22 protein-coding genes are annotated in these 21575 nt (G+C 44.3%); 20 read left to right on the forward strand and 2 right to left on the reverse strand.

Annotated elements, in window-relative coordinates:
• Window positions 1-7: 7 nt before the first annotated feature.
• The 15 genes from H9Q79_RS00305 (at window position 8) to H9Q79_RS00370 (ending at window position 12825) form a co-directional block, all read left to right on the forward strand.
• Window positions 8-829: a 6-hydroxymethylpterin diphosphokinase MptE-like protein gene (locus H9Q79_RS00305; RefSeq protein WP_249328942.1), complete on the forward strand. Its 822-nt coding sequence runs from the start codon at window positions 8-10 to the stop codon at window positions 827-829.
• The gene (locus tag H9Q79_RS00310; protein ID WP_249328943.1) at window positions 826-2244 is read left to right on the forward strand and encodes an oligosaccharide flippase family protein; all 1419 of its coding nucleotides are present in this window, start codon (window positions 826-828) and stop codon (window positions 2242-2244) included. Before H9Q79_RS00305 ends, H9Q79_RS00310 begins: the two co-directional genes overlap by 4 nt.
• Window positions 2245-2246: 2 nt before the next feature.
• The gene (locus H9Q79_RS00315) at window positions 2247-3566 is read left to right on the forward strand and encodes a nucleotide sugar dehydrogenase (RefSeq protein WP_249328944.1); all 1320 of its coding nucleotides are present in this window, start codon (window positions 2247-2249) and stop codon (window positions 3564-3566) included.
• A gap of 12 nt (window positions 3567-3578) precedes the next feature.
• Complete coding sequence (locus tag H9Q79_RS00320) at window positions 3579-4217, forward strand: CatB-related O-acetyltransferase (RefSeq protein ID WP_249328945.1); 639 nt, start codon at window positions 3579-3581, stop codon at window positions 4215-4217.
• A gap of 5 nt (window positions 4218-4222) precedes the next feature.
• On the forward strand, window positions 4223-4888 hold the full coding sequence (locus H9Q79_RS00325) for an acylneuraminate cytidylyltransferase family protein (RefSeq protein ID WP_249328946.1): 666 nt from the start codon (window positions 4223-4225) through the stop codon (window positions 4886-4888).
• 12 nt (window positions 4889-4900) lie between these two features.
• The gene (locus H9Q79_RS00330) at window positions 4901-6538 is read left to right on the forward strand and encodes an aldolase catalytic domain-containing protein (protein WP_249328947.1); all 1638 of its coding nucleotides are present in this window, start codon (window positions 4901-4903) and stop codon (window positions 6536-6538) included.
• 16 nt (window positions 6539-6554) lie between these two features.
• Window positions 6555-7034 carry a KdsC family phosphatase gene (locus H9Q79_RS00335; protein ID WP_249328948.1) on the forward strand — a complete coding sequence of 160 codons (480 nt, stop codon included), beginning with the start codon at window positions 6555-6557 and terminating at the stop codon, window positions 7032-7034.
• A 4-nt stretch (window positions 7035-7038) separates the two neighbouring features.
• On the forward strand, window positions 7039-7452 hold the full coding sequence (locus tag H9Q79_RS18610) for a nucleotidyltransferase family protein (RefSeq protein ID WP_408646450.1): 414 nt from the start codon (window positions 7039-7041) through the stop codon (window positions 7450-7452).
• Window positions 7403-7774 (forward strand): VanZ family protein, encoded by a 372-nt coding sequence (locus H9Q79_RS18450; protein WP_334298986.1) that lies wholly within the window; start codon window positions 7403-7405, stop codon window positions 7772-7774. Before H9Q79_RS18610 ends, H9Q79_RS18450 begins: the two co-directional genes overlap by 50 nt.
• A 122-nt stretch (window positions 7775-7896) precedes the next feature.
• Window positions 7897-8613, forward strand: a complete 717-nt coding sequence (locus H9Q79_RS00345) for a YveK family protein (RefSeq protein WP_118645502.1) — start codon at window positions 7897-7899, stop codon at window positions 8611-8613.
• A gap of 30 nt (window positions 8614-8643) precedes the next feature.
• Entirely contained in the window at window positions 8644-9351 is a 708-nt protein-coding gene (locus H9Q79_RS00350) for a CpsD/CapB family tyrosine-protein kinase (RefSeq protein ID WP_118645362.1), read from the forward strand.
• Window positions 9348-10247 carry a hypothetical protein gene (locus H9Q79_RS00355; protein ID WP_118645366.1) on the forward strand — a complete coding sequence of 300 codons (900 nt, stop codon included), beginning with the start codon at window positions 9348-9350 and terminating at the stop codon, window positions 10245-10247. Before H9Q79_RS00350 ends, H9Q79_RS00355 begins: the two co-directional genes overlap by 4 nt.
• A gap of 12 nt (window positions 10248-10259) precedes the next feature.
• On the forward strand, window positions 10260-11315 hold the full coding sequence (locus H9Q79_RS00360; RefSeq protein ID WP_249328950.1) for an LCP family protein: 1056 nt from the start codon (window positions 10260-10262) through the stop codon (window positions 11313-11315).
• Window positions 11316-11325: 10 nt separating this feature from the next.
• Complete coding sequence (gene srtB, locus H9Q79_RS00365; protein WP_249328951.1) at window positions 11326-12129, forward strand: class B sortase; 804 nt, start codon at window positions 11326-11328, stop codon at window positions 12127-12129.
• Window positions 12130-12150: 21 nt separating this feature from the next.
• Entirely contained in the window at window positions 12151-12825 is a 675-nt protein-coding gene (locus tag H9Q79_RS00370; RefSeq protein ID WP_118645378.1) for an LPXTG cell wall anchor domain-containing protein, read from the forward strand.
• Window positions 12826-13068: 243 nt separating this feature from the next.
• Here the strand turns inward: H9Q79_RS00370 and H9Q79_RS00375 are convergent, their stop codons facing one another.
• Together H9Q79_RS00375 and H9Q79_RS00380 are read right to left on the reverse strand one after the other, a co-directional pair.
• Window positions 13069-14247, reverse strand: a complete 1179-nt coding sequence (locus H9Q79_RS00375) for a levoglucosan dehydrogenase (protein ID WP_249328952.1) — start codon at window positions 14245-14247, stop codon at window positions 13069-13071.
• A gap of 153 nt (window positions 14248-14400) precedes the next feature.
• Window positions 14401-15315 carry a sugar phosphate isomerase/epimerase family protein gene (locus tag H9Q79_RS00380; RefSeq protein WP_118645384.1) on the reverse strand — a complete coding sequence of 305 codons (915 nt, stop codon included), beginning with the start codon at window positions 15313-15315 and terminating at the stop codon, window positions 14401-14403.
• A gap of 323 nt (window positions 15316-15638) precedes the next feature.
• On the opposite strand from H9Q79_RS00380, the gene H9Q79_RS00385 reads away from it, so the two are divergent.
• From H9Q79_RS00385 to H9Q79_RS00405, 5 genes are all read left to right on the forward strand, one after another.
• Complete coding sequence (locus H9Q79_RS00385) at window positions 15639-16457, forward strand: sugar phosphate isomerase/epimerase family protein (RefSeq protein WP_249328953.1); 819 nt, start codon at window positions 15639-15641, stop codon at window positions 16455-16457.
• Between the two features lie 24 nt (window positions 16458-16481).
• Entirely contained in the window at window positions 16482-17723 is a 1242-nt protein-coding gene (locus H9Q79_RS00390; RefSeq protein ID WP_249328954.1) for a substrate-binding domain-containing protein, read from the forward strand.
• Between the two features lie 149 nt (window positions 17724-17872).
• Window positions 17873-19369 (forward strand): sugar ABC transporter ATP-binding protein, encoded by a 1497-nt coding sequence (locus tag H9Q79_RS00395; protein ID WP_249328955.1) that lies wholly within the window; start codon window positions 17873-17875, stop codon window positions 19367-19369.
• The gene (locus H9Q79_RS00400) at window positions 19350-20306 is read left to right on the forward strand and encodes an ABC transporter permease (RefSeq protein ID WP_249328956.1); all 957 of its coding nucleotides are present in this window, start codon (window positions 19350-19352) and stop codon (window positions 20304-20306) included. The genes H9Q79_RS00395 and H9Q79_RS00400 overlap by 20 nt, the downstream gene beginning before the upstream one ends.
• Window positions 20307-20349: 43 nt before the next feature.
• Window positions 20350-21525: a Gfo/Idh/MocA family protein gene (locus tag H9Q79_RS00405; RefSeq protein ID WP_118645393.1), complete on the forward strand. Its 1176-nt coding sequence runs from the start codon at window positions 20350-20352 to the stop codon at window positions 21523-21525.
• The last annotated feature ends 50 nt before the right edge of the window (window positions 21526-21575 follow it).

The raw sequence follows: 21575 nt of genomic DNA on the forward strand, positions 1-21575 counted from the left end.
ATTTGAGATGAAAAATATTAAAGCCTTTTTTTGGAATAACAAATACTTAAAGTACATTATCAATGTATTTAGTGTATTGAAGAATTATTATTTTTATCAGATGTGTTTTTGGTTAAAAGAGCTTAAAGGTAGAGACGAAAAGTATTCTAGAATTAAAGAGTTTAAGGATATTCATATTGGCGATCGGTGCTTTATTTTAGCCACAGGTCCCAGCTTGACTATAGAAGATGTGAAAAAATTAAAGTGTGAATATACATTTGGCATGAATTCTATATGTATGTTATTTGAAGATCTGGGCTGGGAAACAACGTATTATGGTGTACAAGATAAAGGTGTTTACTTAAAACTGCATAATTCATATAAAAAGTTGAAGAATACGACTTTTTTTGTTGGAGATAGTATAGATAAATGCTATAGAGAAGATTTGGAACATATTCCATTTGCGATTAATTATCTTGATCATAAGCATTCTTATAAACACTTGAATACAAAGTTTTCTAGAGATTTAGAAAAATGTATTTATGATGGATATACAATTACATACTCATTGATTCAATTGGCAGTCTATATGGGCTTTAAGGAGATTTATCTATTAGGTAATGATTGTTCTTATCCAAGTGATCCAAAGAAACAACATTTTATGGATTTCGGACACTATGACTCATCTACATTAACTGCACGTGATAGAATTATTTTTGCATATGAGTACGCAAATGAATACTTGAAGGGCACTGATGTAAAGATAATTAATGCAACGAGAGGTGGTGCATTAGAAGTATTTCCAAGAATTGATTTCGATACAATCGCGTTTAAAGAGGAAATGATATGAAAAATTTTTCGAGTAAAGCAATAAAGGCAAGCATGTTCTACATGGTAGGTAATTTGTTTGATAAAGCAATTGCTTTTATTACTATTCCTATTTTTACGAGAATGCTTTCGACTTCAGAATATGGAATTCTAAATACATATACGTCATGGGTGTCGATTTTTGCAATTATCGTAGGATTATCTTTAGGACAAACGCTTAGAAGTGCCTACTATGAAAAAAAGGGCGAACTAGAGTCATATTTATCATCTATTTATACGCTAGCAATTATTGATTTTGTGATTACAGTCTTTGTGGCATTAATAATTTCGTTATTTTTCGATTTTCAGATTACTAGATTTATGCTTGTTTTATGCGTATCCCAATCATTTATGCAATTTGTTAGAGATACGTATGCAATGAAACTAATGATGGCAATGAATTATGTAAAGAGAACATTAGTGTTAGCAGTTCCGAATATTCTGGTAGCAATATTATCCATTGTTTTTATTTGGTTTATGGATAATGATAAATATATGGGAAGAATATATGCATATGTTTTGGTATATGCATTTATTACACTTATATGTTTAATTTCTCAATTCTATAAAGGTAAAGTATTAGTAAACAAAAGTTACTGGAAATATGGGCTGTCATTATCTCTACCGCTAATATTGCATTCCATTTCCTGTGTAATTTTATCTAATTCGGATCGCATAATGATAACCAAGTTTACAAATGCTTCAGAGACGGGTATATATAGTTTGATATATAACATGAGTATGATGACTACAGTGATAACATCATCGTTTGAAAATGTTTGGATTCCGTGGTTTAGTGAAAAAATGAATGTTGGAGAATTAAAATCTATAAATCATGCAGTGTTCCCATACATTTTTGGTACGTCTGCGCTTGTTGCCGGAGTAATGTTCGTATGCCCAGAGGCATTAATGGTTCTAGCGCCAAAAACGTATTGGGGTGGAAAATACATGATTCCGCCGTTAATGTGTGCAGTATTTATTACGTTCTTATATACCATCTCGGTCAATTTGGAATACTATAAAAAATCTACAAAAACGATTGCTAAAAATACGATGATTGCTGCTAGTACAAATATAGTTTTGAATTTTATTTTTATTCCGCAGTTTGGAGCAGTGGCTGCAGCATATACAACATTGGCATCGTACATAATTTCATTTGTACTGCATTATATTGATGGTAAGCATCTTAATAAAGAATTATTTCCAATTAAATCATATGTACTTCCGTTGGTAATGGTGACAGCTTGCGTTGGAATTTATTATTTGTTTATCGATTTACTGATAGTGCGTTGGATTGCAGCTGTAGCGTATTTTGTTTTGGTGGTTTTAGTGCTTTGGAGAAAGAACATGTTACCAAAAGAAGTAACTGATAAAATTAGATTTCGAAAAGGAGAATAACAATGTCATTGTATCATGATATTTTAAATGGAAAGGAAAAAATAGCATTAGTTGGACTTGGTTATGTAGGAATGCCAATTGCTATTGCTTTTGCAAAGAAGGTTCAAGTTATTGGCTATGATCTGAATGCAGAAAAAATTGAATTGTATAAAAATGGATTTGATCCAACACATGAGATTGGTTCAGAAGGCATTAAAAATACAACTGTAGAATTCACTGCAGATGAAAAAAAATTAAAGGAAACGAGATTTATTATTGTGGCTGTGCCTACACCTGTAAATACTGACCATACGCCTGACTTAACGCCGGTTTTAGGAGCCTCAGAAATTGTAGGGCGTAATCTTTCAAAAGGTTCGATTGTAGTCTATGAATCAACAGTATATCCAGGATGTACGGAAGATGTTTGTATTCCTATTTTGGAAAGAGTTTCAGGGTTAAAATGTGGAAGTGATTTTAAGGTGGGGTATTCTCCAGAAAGAATTAACCCTGGTGATAAAATACATAGGCTAGAAAATATTCATAAAATTGTTTCTGGTATGGACGAAGAATCTTTAGAAATTATCAAAAATGTATACGATTTAGTTATTGAAGTTGGAACTCATCCAGTTAGTAATATTAAAACAGCGGAAGCTGTTAAAGTTGTTGAGAATAGCCAGAGAGATATCAATATTGCATTTATGAACGAATTAGCAATGGTGTTTGATCGTATGGGCATTGATACGAATGAAGTGGTAGATGGAATGAATACAAAATGGAATGCCTTAGGTTTCAGACCCGGTTTGGTAGGCGGTCATTGTATTGGTGTTGATCCATATTATTTCACTTATGAAGCTGAAAAACTTGGATATCACAGTCAGATTATTCTAAATGGGCGAATCGTCAATGATAATATGGGAGCCTATGTAGCTGATGCAGCAATAAAACAGATGATTGAAGCGGGTCAAGCACCGAAAAAATCCAAGGTTGTAATTCTAGGACTTACTTTTAAAGAAAATTGTTCGGATACCAGAAATAGCAAAGTTGATGATATTATTAAAAGACTTAACACATACGGACTTACTCCAACAGTTATAGATCCATGGGCTAATCAGTGTGACGCAATGCATGAATATAGTGTAAAGTTATCCCCTATGACTGAAGCAAAGGATGCGGATTGCGTAATTGTTGCTGTTGCGCACAAAGAATTTGTTGAAATGAGTTTAGATGATATTAAATCCATGTATAAAGATAAAGCCGATAATGAAAAAGTTTTATTAGATGTTAAAGGTATTTATAAAATAGATGAATTGAAAAAATCCGGATTAAGATTTTGGCGTTTATAAGGAGGTTTTTTGATGAATTTTAGAGATTTTGTGCCGACATTTATAAAGGAATATTGGAGAAAGGCAAAAATCGAATCTCTTTATAAAAATGATAATGTTATCTATACAACAAGCGTTCATCCTACTGTTAAACTAGGGAAAAGAGTGTACTTAGGTGTAAATGTTGATGTTAGAGAGAATGTATTTATAGATGATTATTCATATTGTTCCAATGGGTGTATTCTGTTTGGTAAAACTCAAATTGGAAAATATTGTAGTATTGGATATAACGCTCAAATAGGTCCACCAGAGCATCCGATAGATTTCATATCAACATCACCCAAATTGTATAGAGATAAACTAATTAAAGATCTGTGTCTATGGCCTGATGATGATATTAAAGAACCTGTTGTCATTGGAAATGATGTTTGGATTGGAAGCAATTCTGTAATTCTTCAAGGTGTAACCGTAGGAGATGGATCAATTATTGCTGCAGGAGCAGTAGTTACAAAGAATGTGGATTCATATACAATTGTAGGTGGCGTACCAGCACATCCAATCAAAAAAAGATTTGAAGATGATAGAATAAAACAATTGGAAGAATATAAATACTGGGATCATGATATAGATGACATTAGAAAGTTTATCATACATTTTTATGAAACGAGGTAAATGCTATGAAAGTGGTATCTTTTATCCCAATTAAATTAAATAATCAAAGACTTCCTGGAAAAAATACTATGTTATTAAATGGAAGACCGATGTGTGACTATATTTTTGAGACTATTAGTAATGTGGATACTATTGATGAAAAATATGTTTATTGCAGTGATGAAGCAATAAAGACATATATTGGTCCATATGAAGAACGAGGATTGAAATTCTTAAAAAGGGACACTTACCTGGATGGATTTCAAGTGAAAGGCCTCGAAATAATTGATCGATTTGTAAAAGATGTTGACGCAGAAATTTACGTCCTAACACATGTTACACAGCCGTTTACAAAAGGCTCATCTATTGAAAAAGCACTGGAAAAAGTCATTTCAGGAGAATATGATTCTGCTTTTTCTGCTGTTGTTTTACAGGATTACATATGGATGAATGGAAAACCCTTTAATTATGATATGAAGAATATTGTAAGAACCCAGGATCTTGATCCAATTTATAAGGAAACAGGAGCGTTCTTTATTTTTAGGAAAGAAGTCTTTACTGAACTTGGTCAACGTATAGGAAACAATCCATATATATATGAAATTGATCAGTTTGAGGCTGTTGATGTTGATACAGCCGAAGATTTCGAATTCGCAAAAGCAGTTGCTGCATATTTAGCAACAAAAGAATAAGGGGTGGATACAGTGAAAAACGTTCGTGTTCTTGACTGCACATTGAGAGATGGCGGTCGAATAATTGATTGTGCATTTGACAATCAAGAAATATTAGAGATTTCTAATCGCTTAGCAGAGGCTAAAATTGATATAATTGAAATAGGCTTTTTACGCGATGGAAGAAAGGTTCAATATAAGGGAAATAGTACTTTTTTCACTGATGTTGAACAAATAAGACCATTTATTAATAAAGAGAATAAAAATACTATATATGCCGCGTTCATAGATTTTGGGATGTGTGACATAGATAATCTCAAGCCTTTCGATGGTACTTCAATTGATGCAATTCGTTTTGGCTTTACAAAAAATAATTATGATGAATCTAAAGAAGAGGTTGTTCGCTGGATTAATATTATCAGGGACAGGGGATACAAATTGTTTATTCAAGGAGTTAATTCTTTGAATTATACAGATCGTGAACTTCTGGAAATCGTTGACATGGTTAATAATGTGCATCCGTATAGTTTCGGTATTGTTGATACTTATGGTGCAATGTATATGGATGATGTAGATAGATTATACAGTCTTATTGATCATAATATGCTTCCGGATATTTGTATTAATTTTCATTCTCATAATAATTATCAATTATCTTTTGCTTTTGCGCAGGAAGTAATAAAACTAAGTGGAACAAGTAATAGAAAGATTATTATTGATGGTACACTTGGTGGAATGGGTAAGGTGGCAGGTAACTTAAATCTAGAATTAATTGTTGATTATCTTGTTAGAAAAAAACACTATGATTATGAATTTGAAGAGATTCTAGATATGCTTGATGACTATATTTATAAATATAGTCTCGAACATAAATGGGGTTATTCAACTGCGGCTATGATGGCTGGAATTTACAAATCACATCCTAATAATGTTATATATTTGACTGAAAAATTCAGACTTGATACGAAGGATATCGGAAAAATTCTTTCAATGATTGATCCGGTAATGAGGCAACGATATGATTATGATAATATTCAGCGCTTATATACTGAGTATGTTGCAGACAAGATAGATGACCATGAAGCACTTAATTATTTGAGGGAATTAGCTCATGATAAAGAAGTATTTGTTATGGTGCCAGGCAATACCTTAAATACACATCGTGAGATAATTGATCGATATATTGAAGAAAAAAAACCGATCGTGATAAGTGTGAATTTTGTAGCTGATGAACCGATAGCATTTGCTTTTTTTGGAAATCAGAAGCGATATTCTCGGCTAAAAGTAAAACGAGTAACACGCCATACAATAATATCATCTAATATAGAATCAGATGATCAGAATGATGTAATAGTAAACTATCATAGTCTAATAAACCGGGGATATAATTATTTTGAAAACTCTACTATTATGTTATTAAATTTACTTAGGAGGATCAATCCCAACAAAATAACAATAGCTGGATTTGATGGATTTAGTGAAGAGACAGAAAAGAATTACTCGGATGAATCATTTCAAAATGAAAGACATGTAAATGAGTTCGCAATGTTAAACAAAGAAATAACGGAAATGCTTGGAGAAATTATAGATATAATGTCTCCGGCGTGTGAATTCAATATTCTTACACCAAGTATTTACGCGGAAAGGCTTAATTTGTCAAAAACTAAGTAAAGGAAAAGGTATAGCTTTGGATAAAAAGAAAACGAAATATCTGGTAATGGATGTGGATGGTACTCTGACAGACGGAAAAATATATATGGGAAATAGTGGTGAGATGATGAAAGCATTCAATATAAAAGATGGATGTGGTATTCATGACATCTTATTGCCAGCGGGTATCATTCCAATTATTATTACTGGAAGACAATCAGATATAGTGATAAATAGATGCCGTGAGATTGGCATAACAGACATTTACCAGGGAATAAACAATAAATTAGAAAAGTTGAATAATATTTCTTCTGATTTATCTTGTGTTGCATACATTGGAGATGATATTAATGATCTGTCCTGTATGAGATCAATAAAGAGTGCGGGAGGACTTATTGGTTGTCCTAAGAATGCTGTTAAACAGGTTTTGGATTTGGTTGATTATATATCTGACTATGATGGCGGAGATGGAGCTGTACGTGATTTTATAGAATGGATTTGTTACGGATTCAGCTAATAAAATGTTTTTTATTAGTTTGACTAAGTATATACATCAAGAAAAATCGGTTTATGGGTTGACGAGTATTGACAATGATTTTTTTGAGTTAGGAAGAAGACATGGGGTAGGTGGGAGTGTTGATAAACAGATTAAAGCTTCACAATTAAAAGTTGATTATTTCAACTGTATGTATAGATATCTGAATGGAATTATACTTGTTAATGAGGTAAAAGATTTATTTGATAAGAACAAGATTTCGTTTTTTATAGTTAAAGGACCTATTAATGCAAATTATTATTCAGATTTCTTCTTAAGAAATATGGGCGACGTGGACATTATTGTGCATCCTGAGGATTTTAAAATAGTAACTTTAGTGCTTAGTATTTCTGGCAGTTGTATTTGCTTCAACTGTTTTCACGAGGAATCCGTTGCCTGAGATGCGGTATGAATTGCATCTGTTCTGGTCCTGGAACGAGGTCTTCTTCAAAGGCAGTAATAAAATGCTGGAGGAAAATCTTTTAAACTGTCTTTTACTAGTACCATTCGGTGTATTATTGCCAGTCATATTTCATAAACGTATCGGATGGAAGCGAAGTTTTCTTTATGGCTTTTTGATATCACTAACCATTGAACTTTGCCAGCTGGTGTTACGGCGGGGGCTTTTTGAATGGGATGATATGATTCATAATGCATTTGGATGCATGTTAGGATGCAAAACGATGGAATTCATTTACAGAAAATTAAAAGCAGCTAATTAATGCTTTTTATGATATACTAAAACCCAATAGATTTATACCCTGCATGTTATGGCAGAGACCTAGAAACGTGATAATGTAAAAACAAACATAAAATGCAGAAAAAGGAGAAAAAGACATATAAGATGAATACTCATAACGAAGAAGAATTAGAAATTGATTTAAAGGAACTTTGGTACGCCATACGGCACAGAATACTCCTGATTCTGGCGGCGGGGCTTCTCGTTGGCTGCATTTTCTGTGCCTATACGAAATTTTTCGTAGACCCATCCTACACCTCGACATCCCGCATGCTGGTGCTGACAAAGGAAACCACCCTGTCGTCGCTGGCCGATCTGCAGATGGGGTCGCAGTTGACGAAGGATTACCGCGAGCTGATATTGAGCCCGCCGGTCCTGGAAGAGACCGTGACAGACCTTGGCCTGGATATGGAGTATAAGGATCTGAAAGATATGATCACTATTTCCAATCCATCGGATACCCGTATTCTGGAAATTTCAGTGGCCCATGAGGACCCGCACCTGGCACAGCAGATTGTGAATAAGCTGGCAGAGGTGTCCTCTGATTTCATCAGTGAGATGATGGAGGTAGTGCCGCCTAAGATCATTGCGGAGGGAGAGCTGCCGACTTCAAGGACAAGCCCCAGCATGAAGAAAAACGCAGTCCTTGGCGTGCTGCTGGGTATTGTGCTGGCTGTGGCAGCGGTCGTTGTGATGACGATTCTGAATGATACGATGAAATCGGAAGACGACGTTGAGCGGTATCTGGGCTTATCTACACTGGCCAGTGTACCTGACCGGAATGAGGGCTCGTCGATGAAAAAGTTTAAAAAGAAAAAGTAAGCGGATATATCTATCGGAAAAGAGGACAGAATGGCAGAACAAAAGGTAACCATCACAGATTCTAAAAAACTGAATTATTATTATGAAGAGGCCATGAAAACACTCCGGACAAACATTCAGCTGGCGGGCAGAAAGATAAAGAGCATCCTGTTTACCAGTACGTGTCCTCACGAAGGGAAAAGTGAGCTGAGTTTTCAACTGGCCAAAGAGTTTGCAAAAATCGGAAAGAGCGTGGTGCTCGTAGACGCCGATATCAGAAAACCGCCCTATGTGGGGAAACAGAAGATTAAACAGGATATTCTGGGGCTGTCGCATTATCTGTGCGGACAGGTGCCAATGGAGCGGATCTGCTATCATACGAATTTTGAAAATATGGATATTATATTTTCGGGGACTGTTTCCCCCAATCCGTCTGAACTTTTGGAAGACAGCCTGTTCACAGAACTCCTGGAGGCGTTAAAGCAGAGGTATGATTATGTCCTGGTGGATTCTCCGCCTATTGGAAGTGTGATCGATGCTGCAATTATAGCGAAGCAGTGTGATGGCGCCGTGTTCGTGGTGGAGAGCGAAACGACCAGCCACAAATTCGCCAAAAGAGCGCTGACGCAGCTGGAAAAGACGGGCTGCCGGATTCTCGGCGCAGTTCTGAATAAAGTGGACTATAAAAAAGAAAAATATTATGGGAAATATGACGATTATTATTACGGTGAAAGCAGTAGGGCAGGAGGAAAGGCATGAAAAGGAATACGAGTATTGGGAAGTTTTTCCTGCAGCTGCTGGTGTGCATTGTACTGTTGGCCGCTCTTGGATTTTTTCTGCTGTGGGATGCCCGGAGTGAGAGCGAGAAGAGCCAGAAGCTGCAGCAGGAAATGATTGATATGAAAGAAAATACCCCATCTGACCAGGGGCAGACGACGGATGAGAATACTGGCGGGACAGATCAGCAGACGCAGTCCAATTCCGCTGAACCAGAGACGATTGAGACGTCCGCCCAGCCGGCAGTAACGGCGGAGCCACGGGCCCAGGCGGCAGGCGTTGCCTGCTGGGGCGATACATTCTACAGCGGTGACGATGCGGGCTATTCATACACGGCCGCCCTGCAGCAGGTGCTGAATGAGAATGGGTTTTCTATTCCGGTAGCCAGCAAGACGCTGGAAGCGGCGGATACATTGTCGGTCATGAAGATGGCCGGCGTGTCCCAGGCTGATCTGGATGCTTACGTTGCAGCTCATCAGGAGGCGGCCGGCGGTTCGGCCCCGGTAACAGAAGTTTCTATCCGGGATCTGACGGAAGAAGAAATGGCTCGTACAGAGCTGGAGTATCTTCCGGTGCTCTTCATGGGATATTATGGAGGGTGGAATTATGATCCCCAGGAGCTGATTGAGCAGCAGCAGAAGGTTTTGGATACGTTTGGCACATATAAAGACCAATTTGTGATTGTGGGCTTGAGCCCGGCAGATGGGAGTGTGGATACGGCTGCCTATGATGCGGCGCTCAGTGCGGCCTGGGGTGAACATTATATCAGCGCAGTGTCCGTCTGCGGATCTCCAGTCCTTTCGGTGGAAGGACAGAGTGAGCTGGCCTCCGCTATTTATCAGAAGCTGATAGATCTGGGGTATCTGACGAAAGCATAGGAAGTGGAGTGAATGGACAGAAAAAAACAGAGAAAAAACACAAAGGCGATCCTATGTGTATTGATTATTGCTGTGTTAGTGATAATAGTCGCGGCTGTATTTGTTTCCGGATGGCTGCGGAAAAACAGCGGGACAGAGGGAACGGGTTCCCAGGATGCCGTGACCGGGTCAGAGGAACCTTCGGATGAAGACAGTGCTTCTGAAGAAGGGATTAAATCTGGCGAGGTCAGCTATAACGGGAAGAAGTATACCTATAACAGCCATTTGAGCAATTTCCTTTTTATTGGAGTAGATACCAGCGGAAAAAAAGATACTGCGGTAGGACACGCTGACGCCGGACAGGCAGATACGCTGTTCTTACTGAGCTGGAACAGGAAGGATGGAGGAGTCTCTATTCTTGCGATTCCCAGAGATACGATGACAGATATAGAGACGTTTGACTTGAGCGGGGAAAGCCTTGGAAAGTCCAGGGACCATATCAGCCTGTCTTATGCCTTTGGCGACGGCGGCCATAAGAGCTGTAAGCTGACGAAGGAGGCAGTTTCCAATCTCTTCTACGGGCTGCCGATCCAGGGCTACTGTTCGGTAAACCTGGAGTGTATCCCGACGTTGGCAAACGCAGTCGGAGAGCTTACAGTCACTGTGCCGGATGAAAGCCTGGAAGCTGTGAGCTCAGAATTCCAGGCAGGAAGCCAGGTAATCCTGAATGCTGATAATACGGAAACCTTTCTGCGTTACCGGGACGTGCATGCGAGCCAGAGCGCGATAAACAGGCAGGGGCGTCAGGTGGCATACCTGACCGCATATCTGACCAGGGCCAGGGAATTGTTTGGGCAGGATGCGGGTTTCGCCAGTCAGCTGTTTACAGATCTGCAGCCTTATATGGTGACAAATATGGGGAACGATCTGTTTGTGGATATCATGGGGGGAGCTTCCGGAGACGTGGCTTCCTCGATTGAGACGATTCCGGGGGATGGAGGAGAGAGCGGTTCATACGATGAGTACCGGGTAGATGATACTGCCCTGTATGAACTGATACTGGACACCTTTTATACCACAGAGGAATGAGGATGAGACAATGAAGAAAAAATATGTGGCGGCAGGGCTGTGTCTGGCGGCTGTCGTATGTCTGGGTGCCGGCATCTATATGAAGGTTCAGGAGGTTTCAGCCGGCAGGGAATATGACGGTTTGAAGGAAGAGGTTTTAACTTCTTCCTCTCCAGAAGAGACGCCGAAGGCGACGGCGCAGGCTGCGTCAACGCCTGTTGTGACAACTCCGGAGGCTGAGAAGGCGCCCGTGGTAATCCCCATAGACTTTGCGGCGCTGCAGCAGATCAATCCGGATGCCTATGCCTGGATCAGAATCCCGGGAACAGCGATTGATTATCCTGTTTTACAGCGGGAGGGAGATAACTCCTATTATCTGGATCATACGGCTGAAGGTACACAGGCAGCGGAGGGCGCTATATTTACCGAGGATTACAATACGAAGACTTTTGAAGATGTTAATACGGTTATTTATGGCCACGATATGAAAAACGGAACAATGTTTCAGAACCTTCTGAAATATAAAGATAGAAGTTTTTTTGACCAGAACAGGGAGGTAATCATTTACCTGCCGGATAAGATACTGCACTATCAGATATTTGCCGCCTATGTCTATGATGACCGGCATCTGATGGAAAGTATAAACTTTGACGATAAAGAAATTTACCAGAAATATTTGGACCGCATTTTTTCCACGCGGGATATGAGTGCCTCCATTGATACAGACATGGAGGTGGCTGCGGATGACAGGATTGTCACACTTTCGACCTGTAATGCAGCCGATTCAGAGACGAGATATCTGGTACAAGCTGTGCTGATATCTATAGATGAGTAGGATATGAAAGGAGGTGAGAGAATGAAGAAGAAGCTTTTAGGAACCATTATGGCGTTCGTACTTAGCGCGGCTACGGCTGTGACGGCTTTTGCTGCCAGCAAAGTCGGCGAAATCGCATTGCCCGGAAGCATGGAGGGTCAGTTTAAGCTGGAAGAGATCACGAAAGAGAGCTATTCCGCACTGGCTGAAAAGGCTCCCGAGGTGGTTGATGCGATCCTGGCAGTTAATGCAGGGACCAAAACCATCGAAAGCATCAAGGAGCTTGCTCCTGAGCTTGCGGCCCAACTGGAAGGAAAATCTGCTCTTGGCAAATTTGTTGAGCTGAGCGCTCTGGATGCGGCTGAGAAGTCGGCTGACGGAAAGTACGTAGTGACCCTGTCGGTTCCCGCATTATCTGATGCAGTATCGGATGTTAAGATCCTGCATTACAGCACTGAAAGAAGCGTATGGGAGATCATTATCCCTACAAAGATAGATACAGAGAATAAGCAGATTACTGCTGAATTCGAAGATCTGTCGCCGGTAGCGGTAATCGCCAACGTGGATTCCACAAAAGCTGCAGATGTTTCTAACGGAACATCTCCGAAGACAGGTGTTGGTTCATACAGCGCTTGGTTCTTCGCAGCAGCGGTTGCTCTTGGCGGAGCGGCTGTAGTTTGCTTCAGAAAGAAAAAGACAGCAGCGGATCAGCAGTAAATGATGAAGCAGACAGGAAGATGCAGTCTCATGTCACGGTAACATCGTGGCATGAGGCTGTATTTATTTTTCTGAATGTTTTTTTGCGTAGTAATAACCGCTGTAATGTATGCGAATAAGCCCGCCAAAAGGCGGGCTTATTCAGAATGCTTGCAGGTAGGCTATCGCTGAATTACGATTTCAGGACAGTCCCTTAGAAAATATTAAGAAGACTGATAAGGAATAGTTTGGCACTCATTGAGCTCAGTCCTCTTGAATTTCTCCTACTTTTACCCAATCGCGTGTCTTTGCGGATTTCAGAATTGCTTCTGAGATCAGCTCGACAGCGTAGCCGTCCCGGAAGCTGGGGGAGGACTCTGTATTCTCTGCGATAGACTTGAAGAAGTCGTAGGATTCAATGATTTTCGTCTCTGTATAGCCGATGCCCAGGGCTGGAATGGGCCACAGGCCTTCGCCGTAGGGATGGGCGGGGCCGGTATACACAGTGCGGAATCCGCGGCGGTCGTCTCCGTCCCCGGAGAAACACACCTGAAGCTCGTCCCGGCGCTCGTAATTAAAGTACAGGGAACCCTCAGTGCCGTGGATTTCAAAGGTGATATAGTTGTTGCGTCCCCAGGCGTTTCTGGTGGCTTCAATTGTGCCGAAGGCTCCGTTTTTGCATTCGACCATAAAGCAGCATTGGTCGTCCACATCGACCGCCCGGCGGGGCGCCTCAGCGCCGCCCCTTGAGTTGCCCAGGCTGTCGGCTAATCCTGTCTGGACGGGCCTGTTCTGGATATAGGTGGCGGTGCGGGCGTGGACGGCGTCGAACTCTCCCACCAGGAAGCGCAGCATATCTACGACATGAGTTCCAATGTCTCCGAGAGCCCCGCTGCCGCAGATGTCCTTTTGGAATCTCCAGGACAGGGGGGAATCGGGATCTGCAGACCAATCCTGCAGGTAAGTTCCCCGGAAGTCCAGGATTTTACCGATCGCACCCTCATCGATGTATTTCTTCGCCAGCTGGACGGCGGGGGTCCGGCGATAGTTGAAGGCAACCATCGTGTGAATGCTATTTTCTTTTGCGGCCAGGTACATGGCCTTTGCTTCGGCGGCGGTCATGGCCAGAGGCTTTTCGCAGAGGATGTGCTTATGGGCCTTTGCCGCGGCGATGGCGATTTCGGCGTGTACGTTGTTGGGGGTGCAGATATCAACAACCTGGATTGAGGGATCATTGATGATATCCTGCCAGTCTGTGGAATAAGATTCAAAGCCAAATTTCAGGGCGCCTTCTCGGGCTGCCTGTTCGTTCACATCTACAATTTTTTTCTTAACGGGTATTGCGGGCGCGGGCCAGAAAAACATTGGCATTCCTGCATACGCGATGGAATGTGCCTTGGCCATGAAGCCGGCGCCGATCAGTCCTATATTTATTTTGTCCATTGTAATATCCTCCTCTGAATATTCTCGCCTGTTGTTCACTGATGCTGTTTGCTGCGGAACGCGGCTGCAGCTTGTGCGTTGCGGCAGCGTCAGAAAGCAGGGGGCCACTTGCTGGCCAATTAGCGGCTGTAGTTTGTGCGTTGCGGGACGGCGTCAAATCACGAACTGGCGCATGTAGCGGTAGCTCAGCCTGAGGGAATCCAGGATTTTCTGGTCAGTGCCCTCGAAGGCTTTGTCTTCTATTTCAATGCAGGTATAGCCATCGTAGCCTATGTCGGTCAGGGCGGACACGTATTTGCCCCAGTCCACATCTCCCAGCCCCGGCAGCTTGGGCGACATATATTCCAGCGGATAAGCCATAGTTCCCACGTCTGCCAGTTTGTCGTGATAAACTTTGATATCCTTGTAATGCACATGGAAAATTTTATCTCTGAACTCATACAGCGGCCGTATGTAATCAATTCCCTGCCATATAAAATGGGATGGGTCGTAGTTAAGGCCGAAGCAGCTGCTCGGAATCAGTTCAAAAGCTCTGCGCCAGATGGCCGGCGTGGTCATGAGGTTCTGGCCGCCGGGCCACTGGTCAGGTCCGAAGAGCATAGGGCAGTTTTCTATGGCGATTTTTACCCCGCATTCCTCGGCCATACGGATCAGCGGCGTCCAGACTTCCTGGAAAACTGCCAGATTTTCTTCTACGGTTTTTGTCTGGATTCTGCCGATGAAGGTAGTGACAGTCCCGACGCCGAGCCGGGGCGCCGCCTGAATCATTTTCTGCAGATGGGTTACGGCCTGTTCCCGCTTTTCCAGATCATCTGTTAGGGTATTGGGATAATAGGCCAGTGCAGAGATTTCTACCCCGTGTCTGGAGCAGAGGTCTCGAATGGACTGTATCCTGTTGCCGTCCAGGGATTCAATATCAATATGAGTGACTCCGGCGTATCTGCGGGAGGCTTTTTCATGGGGCCAGCATGCGGCCTCGATGCATTCGTAGCCGATGGAGGCGGCGGTTTCGACAACCTGTTCCAGAGACAGATTTTCCAGTATGGATGTGATAAAACCAAGTTTCATTGTAGGAACTCCTTTCGTGAGATTGCGGCAAATCAGTTGGAATCAAATTATTTGCGCAAATTTTTCTTAAGGATATTATGAATCATAAGTGGAGGAAATGTCAATAGAAAATAATAAAATTAAAATCTCAAATAAGAATCAGGTAAAACAGCACATAAATGCAAGGGATTTTTTGTGAATAATGACCACAACTGCACGAAATACCAAAAAGTATTATTGAAAAACGTATTGACAATGCACAAAAGATCATGTATCATAAAATAACAAACAAATTTGCGCAAATAAAAACGAACATATGGAAATAGGGAAAGGAGAACGGGAAAATGGTTAAGCTCGGATACATGACCAACGCTTTTGGCCCGCTTGTCGGGACAGGCGGAGGCGTCACCTGCATGAAAGATGTGGGATATCTGACGATGGGCAGCGATGAAGACGCGGTCAGAGCGATTGCATCCAAAGGATACAGCTGCATTGAGATTTTTGAAGGCAACATCACGAATTATGAGAATAACCCGCAGGAGCTGTTGGATATCTGCGGCAAATATGGAGTTTCCATTCTGGGAATCTGCGTGGGATGCCATTTCATTTATCAGGATGCGCTGGAGGATGAGCTGTATAAGGTGAACAGGATCAGTGCTCTGGCGAAGAAGCTGGGCGCTAAGCACATTGCGTTCTGCGGTGGGGCGATCCGGGGTAAGGGAATTCAGGAAGGCGACTATGAGCTTCTGGCCGCGGGCATGAACGAAGCGGCGAAGATTGTGAGAAGCCATGGGCTGATTGCGAATTTCCATCCTCATCTGGGCTCTCTGGCAGAGAATCCGGAACAGATAGACCGTCTGTTTGCGCTGACAGACATCAGCTTCTGCCCGGATACGGCGCACCTGGCCGCCGGCGGGGGAGATCCGCTGGAGATCATCAGGAAATATTATGACAGAATCCAATACGTACATCTGAAGGACCTGAGCGCTGAGGGGGAATTTGTCCCGCTGGGCAGGGGAACGCTGGATCTGGAGGGTGTTATCAATTTTCTTAAGGAAAAAGGATACAGCGGAGACTGGCTGGTTGAATGCGACGGATATTCCGGCGATCCGGAAGAAGCCGCAGGAATTTCCTATGAATATCTGAAAGGGAAACTGATTTAGTTCTATATAAGAAAGGGGAACAATATGAAAAGAAAAGTATTGGCAATGGCAATGGCGGCGGTTATGGCATTAGGGCTGGGAGCCTGCGGGGAAGCAGCTTCCTCCAGCACGGCAGGCAGCGCGGCTTCTGAGAGCAAGAGCAGCAGTCAGTCTGCGGCTTCCGCATCCAGCAGCGCTTCATCGGCGTCCGGCACATCTTCCGCGTCCGGCAGTTCATCTTCGGCTGGGAGCGATTCAGGAGCGAAAGCGGGTACAGGGGAAATCCTCTCTACCGGACCCAACGGGGAGACGGCTACACCGGCGACAGAACTCTCACTGACAGACGAAGAGATCGAGGAGATTAAAGCCGGCGGCTATACGGCAGCCATCTCTTTCCACTACGGCGGCAATGACTGGTCAACCGCACAGCGGCAGGGCCTCGAAGATACATTTAAAAAACTGGGGATTGAAGTAGTTGCGGTAACAGATGCGGATTTTGCGCCGGAGCAGCAGGTGGCAGATCTGGAAACGATCATGGCGAAGAAGCCGGACGTTCTGGTCAGCATTCCGACGGACGCCACATCCACGGCAGACGCTTACCAGCGCGTGGCTGATGCGGGCACGAAGATCGTATTCATGGACAATGTACCGGCCGGTTTTAAAGCGGGCGAGAATTATGTGAGCTGTGTATCCGCCGATAACTATGGGAATGGCGTGATCGCGGCGCAGCTGCTGGGCGAGAAGCTGGGCGGCAAAGGCAAAATCGGGATTATCTTTTATGACGTGGATTTCTTTGTAACCAACCAGAGGCTGGAAGCTTTTGAAAAGACAATCGCTGAAGAATATCCGGACATTGAGGTAGTGTCCAAGATGGGATTTACCGATGAAGGCGCCTGCGATGTGGTTGCGGATGCCATGATCACTCAGCATCCGGAAGTGGAAGCGATCTTCTGCCACTGGGATATCCCCTGCGAGGGTGCCATGTCTGCACTGAGAGCTGCCGGACGCGACGATATCTATCTGAGCACCATCGACCTGGGCAACAATGTGGCGAAGGAAATCGCTCTCGGAAATATTGTGGGCCTTGGCGCGCAGCTTCCTTATGACCAGGGTGTTGCGGAAGCGACGCTTGCAGCGTATTCCCTGCTGGGCAAGGATGCCCCGGATTACGTGGCTGTTCCGGCTAAACGCGTGGATCAGGTAAATGTTCTGGAAGCATACACCGACGTTTACCATATCGATCCTCCGGACTGGCTGGTAACCGCGGCAGAGGAAGGGAAGAAATAACGTAACAGGATACGCACATACATATTCAGGACGGAAAGCAGAGGGTGCCCCCCGGGGACGCCCTCTCGCTGAAAAGAAATGTAACAGTTCAGCCTCCCGGCTTCACTGTCACAAAGAAACTGATAACGGCTTAGAATGCAGGTGGTAAGATGGATCAATATGTATTAGAAATGAAAGGGATTGAAAAATCCTTTGGGGTGCCTGTGCTGAAGGGCGTGGACTTTTCCCTGAAAAAGGGGGAGGTGCATGCGCTGGTCGGCGGCAACGGAGCGGGTAAGTCCACGCTGATGAAGATTATGACAGGCGTGTATTCCAAGGATGCGGGCACAATCTTTGTGGACGGCCGGGAAACTGCCATCCACGATACCCATGATGCAAAAAATAACGGAATAGCCATGATATTTCAGGAGCTTTCACTGGTTCAGACCATGACTGTCGCGGAAAATATTTTTTTGGGACAGGAGGTGACTAAGAGAGGGCTGCGGGATACCGGATATATGAATCAGAAAGCCCATGAGGTTTTGAAGGAACTGGGAATCGATGTGGACCCCCAGGCCCAGGTGAACTCTCTCAGCGTCGGCCTGAGCCAGATGGTGGAAATTGCCAAGGCAATGGCCAAGGAGGCCCGAATCCTGGTGTTCGATGAACCCACCGCATCTTTGTCAGATTCTGAGACGAGGCAGCTGTTTAAGATGATTTCGGATCTGAAGGCTAAGGGTGTTTCCATGGTCTATATCAGCCACAGGATGAGCGAAATCCTGCAGGTGGCGGATTCGATCACGATCCTGAGAGACGGCGGCGTTGTGCACAGCGGCCCCACAGCGGGGATGACGCTGGACGACATCATCCTTCATATGATCGGCGGAGGCTCTGGCAAGAAGTTTGACTGGGTGGAGAGGGAGTACGATGCGGACGGGGAAGACCTGCTGAGGGTGGAACACCTGAAGGTGAATGAGAAAATCAGCGACATCTCCTTTTCCCTGAAAAGGGGTGAGATTTTAGGGCTTGCCGGACTGATGGGAAGCGGAAGGACGGAGCTTCTGGAAACTCTTTTCGGAATCCGGAAAAAGTTGGGCGGGACGGTGACGCTCCATGAACGGCCCGTGAATGTTAAAAATCCGGGAGAGGCTGTGAAGGCGGGCTTCGCCCTGATTCCGGAGGACAGAAGAAAACAGGGATTGGTATTGATACACTCTGTAAAAGAAAACGCGGTTTTGCCTAAAATTACCCAGTTGACGAAGAACAAGGTTTTTGTGGATGAGAGGAAGGCAGACGCCCTGGTGGAGGAAAATGTGAAGGCGCTGAATATCGTCACAGATCACATCCATAAGCGGATTAATCTGCTGTCCGGAGGGAACCAGCAAAAGGTGGTCATTGCGAAGTGGCTCAATATGAACCCAGAAGTCATGATGCTGGACGAGCCTACGGCGGGTGTGGATATCGGGGCGAAATCCGAGATCATTGACCTGATGAGAAAATTTGCGGATGAAGGAAAGGGCGTAATTTTTGTATCTTCAGAGCTGACGGAGCTGATGGCGGTCTGCGACAGGATCATCACTCTGTACGACGGTAAAATAACCGGACAGATCAACCGGAAAGATTTGCATACAGAGGAGGAATTACAATATGCAATCCAGAAAAAATAAAACAAGAGCGATTCAATGGGATAAATACATGGTCTATATCATTTTTGTCGTGGTATTTATCCTGTTTGCCATCTTCCTGGGCGGCAAAGGCTTTCTGGGAGCCAGCAATCTGATGAATATCCTTCGCCAGACTTCGATGATTTCTGTCATGGCTGTGGCAGGAGTGTTTGTGATGGCGGCCGGGCAGATTGATCTGACGGTAGGAGCCGTAGCCGCGATGACGGCGATGCTGGTCTCACTGATCCTGCGCTCCACCAACAGTATTCCGCTGGCGCTCATCGCAGGCCTGGGATTCGGAGCGGCTGTCGGCTGTGTAAATGGTCTTCTGGTCACAAAACTGGGCCTGCCGGCGTTCCTGGCTACTATGGGAATGATGCAGATTGTCCGCGGCAGCGCTATGTGGATCACTGATACTGCGGCTGTGCCGATTGACAATAAGGCCTTTAATACAGTGTTTGGTATAGGGAATGTAGGCCCGGTTCCGATCCTGATTATCTGGACAGTTATCTTTTACATCATCGGCATATTGATTTTTAACAAAACTCCCTTCGGACGGCATACTCTTGCTACGGGCGGCAACGAGATGTCGGCAAAATACAGCGGCATCAATACGGTAAAGGTTAAGGTGATTGCGTTTACCATGTCCGGAGCCTTTGCAGGAATTATGTATGCGGCGCGGCTGCAGGCCGGAAGGTATTCTTACGGCGACGGGGACGAGATGTCAGTGATCGCTGCCGTGGTTCTGGGCGGGACCTCCATGTCCGGCGGTACCGGGTCGGTGATCGGAGCGCTCTTTGGCTCTGTCCTGATGGGGATGATCAATAACGCGCTGATCCTGGCAGGGCTGAGTACCGCCCAGCAGACGATCGTAAAAGGCGCGATCATCATTCTGGCAGTTGCAATCAGCAATGTGGCCCAGAGAAAAAAGATTAACTGATGGGAAGTAGACAAATATAAACAAGAATCAGGAGGAAACTGTCATGAAAAAACTGAATGTCGGACTGGTAGGAGCAGGATTTATGGGAAAGGCGCATGTGGTCGCATATTCAAATATGCCAAAGCTGTTCTGGCCTGCGCCTGCAATGCCGGTTTTAAAAACGATCTGCGATATCGTGCCGGAGATTGCGGAAGATTCCAGAGAAAGATTTGGGTTTGAAAAATGCTGTACGGACTGGCGGGAGATCGTCAATGATCCGGAGATCGATGTGGTGAGCGTCTGCACGCCCAACAACGCCCATGCCCCGATCGCCATCGCGGCGCTGGAAGCGGGCAAGCATGTGATCTGCGAGAAGCCTATCGCCTCTACGCTGGCTGATGCGAAGGCGATGGCGGACGCCGCGGCGAAGGCGGCGGAAAAAGGGATTATCAGTATGAACGCTTATCAGTACCGCCGGGTGCCGGCAATTGTCCTCGCGAAAAAATTTATCGATGAGGGATCTCTGGGTGAGATTCTGAACGTGAGATGTACATACCTGCAAAGCTGGTCCGCAGATCCGGATTCTCCGCTGTCCTGGAGATTCCAGAAGGATATCGCGGGAGCCGGGACGCTGGGTGATATCGCCTCCCATGTCATTGATATCGCCCAGTATCTGGCGGGTGATATTGACGAGGTGGTTTCCATGATGAAGACCTACATAACAGAACGCCCGGTACAGGAGGGCGGCGTGGATCTGCTGGGAACCGTCAAGCTGGGGGCGGACGCGCCGAGAAAAGCGGTGGATGTGGACGATGAGGATTCGTTCCTGGTGAAATTTAAGAGCGGCGCATCGGGAAGCATTGAGGCCACCAGAAATGCCTGGGGCCGGAATAACTTCATCACCGTTGAGCTTCACGGAACCCTTGGAAGTGTATATTTCAACTATGAACGTCTGAATGAGCTGCAGGTATGCTGGGCAAAGGACCCGGACGACAGGAGAGGATTTAAGACCATCTACACCGGCCCGGCCCACTTCTATGGGGACGCCACCTGGAATATCCCCGGAATGAACATCGGCTATGGGGAACTGAAGGCTATTGAGATGTTTGATTTCATCAGCGCTATTGTAAACGGCCAGCAGCCTTCCACCAGATTTGAGGTGGGCTATAGGGTTGAGAGAGTCTGTGCGGCTGTGGCTAAATCTGCAGAGAGCAGGCAGTGGGAAAAGGTAGAGGACTGATGTCTTCTGTATCAGCTTATAAGCCGGAATGGGGAGGGCAATCCTTTGGG

Origin of the sequence: Wansuia hejianensis, assembly GCF_014337215.1 — a bacterium.
Lineage (GTDB): Bacteria > Bacillota > Clostridia > Lachnospirales > Lachnospiraceae > Scatomonas > Scatomonas hejianensis.

What these genes read in the sequence shown, in the direction of transcription:
- H9Q79_RS00400 (WP_249328956.1), top strand. Translation starts at nt 19,350, where the DNA reads ATGCAATCCAGAAAAAATAAAACAAGAGCGATTCAATGGGATAAATAC.
- H9Q79_RS00405 (WP_118645393.1), top strand. Translation starts at nt 20,350, where the DNA reads ATGAAAAAACTGAATGTCGGACTGGTAGGAGCAGGATTTATGGGAAAG.
- H9Q79_RS00360 (WP_249328950.1), top strand. Translation starts at nt 10,260, where the DNA reads ATGGACAGAAAAAAACAGAGAAAAAACACAAAGGCGATCCTATGTGTA.
- H9Q79_RS00370 (WP_118645378.1), top strand. Translation starts at nt 12,151, where the DNA reads ATGAAGAAGAAGCTTTTAGGAACCATTATGGCGTTCGTACTTAGCGCG.
- srtB (WP_249328951.1), top strand. Translation starts at nt 11,326, where the DNA reads ATGAAGAAAAAATATGTGGCGGCAGGGCTGTGTCTGGCGGCTGTCGTA.
- H9Q79_RS00375 (WP_249328952.1), bottom strand. Translation starts at nt 14,247, where the DNA reads ATGGACAAAATAAATATAGGACTGATCGGCGCCGGCTTCATGGCCAAG.
- H9Q79_RS00320 (WP_249328945.1), top strand. Translation starts at nt 3,579, where the DNA reads ATGAATTTTAGAGATTTTGTGCCGACATTTATAAAGGAATATTGGAGA.
- H9Q79_RS00315 (WP_249328944.1), top strand. Translation starts at nt 2,247, where the DNA reads ATGTCATTGTATCATGATATTTTAAATGGAAAGGAAAAAATAGCATTA.
- H9Q79_RS00380 (WP_118645384.1), bottom strand. Translation starts at nt 15,315, where the DNA reads ATGAAACTTGGTTTTATCACATCCATACTGGAAAATCTGTCTCTGGAA.
- H9Q79_RS00310 (WP_249328943.1), top strand. Translation starts at nt 826, where the DNA reads ATGAAAAATTTTTCGAGTAAAGCAATAAAGGCAAGCATGTTCTACATG.
- H9Q79_RS00350 (WP_118645362.1), top strand. Translation starts at nt 8,644, where the DNA reads ATGGCAGAACAAAAGGTAACCATCACAGATTCTAAAAAACTGAATTAT.
- H9Q79_RS00345 (WP_118645502.1), top strand. Translation starts at nt 7,897, where the DNA reads ATGAATACTCATAACGAAGAAGAATTAGAAATTGATTTAAAGGAACTT.
- H9Q79_RS00355 (WP_118645366.1), top strand. Translation starts at nt 9,348, where the DNA reads ATGAAAAGGAATACGAGTATTGGGAAGTTTTTCCTGCAGCTGCTGGTG.
- H9Q79_RS00325 (WP_249328946.1), top strand. Translation starts at nt 4,223, where the DNA reads ATGAAAGTGGTATCTTTTATCCCAATTAAATTAAATAATCAAAGACTT.
- H9Q79_RS00390 (WP_249328954.1), top strand. Translation starts at nt 16,482, where the DNA reads ATGAAAAGAAAAGTATTGGCAATGGCAATGGCGGCGGTTATGGCATTA.
- H9Q79_RS18610 (WP_408646450.1), top strand. Translation starts at nt 7,039, where the DNA reads ATGTTTTTTATTAGTTTGACTAAGTATATACATCAAGAAAAATCGGTT.
- H9Q79_RS00305 (WP_249328942.1), top strand. Translation starts at nt 8, where the DNA reads ATGAAAAATATTAAAGCCTTTTTTTGGAATAACAAATACTTAAAGTAC.
- H9Q79_RS00385 (WP_249328953.1), top strand. Translation starts at nt 15,639, where the DNA reads ATGGTTAAGCTCGGATACATGACCAACGCTTTTGGCCCGCTTGTCGGG.
- H9Q79_RS00395 (WP_249328955.1), top strand. Translation starts at nt 17,873, where the DNA reads ATGGATCAATATGTATTAGAAATGAAAGGGATTGAAAAATCCTTTGGG.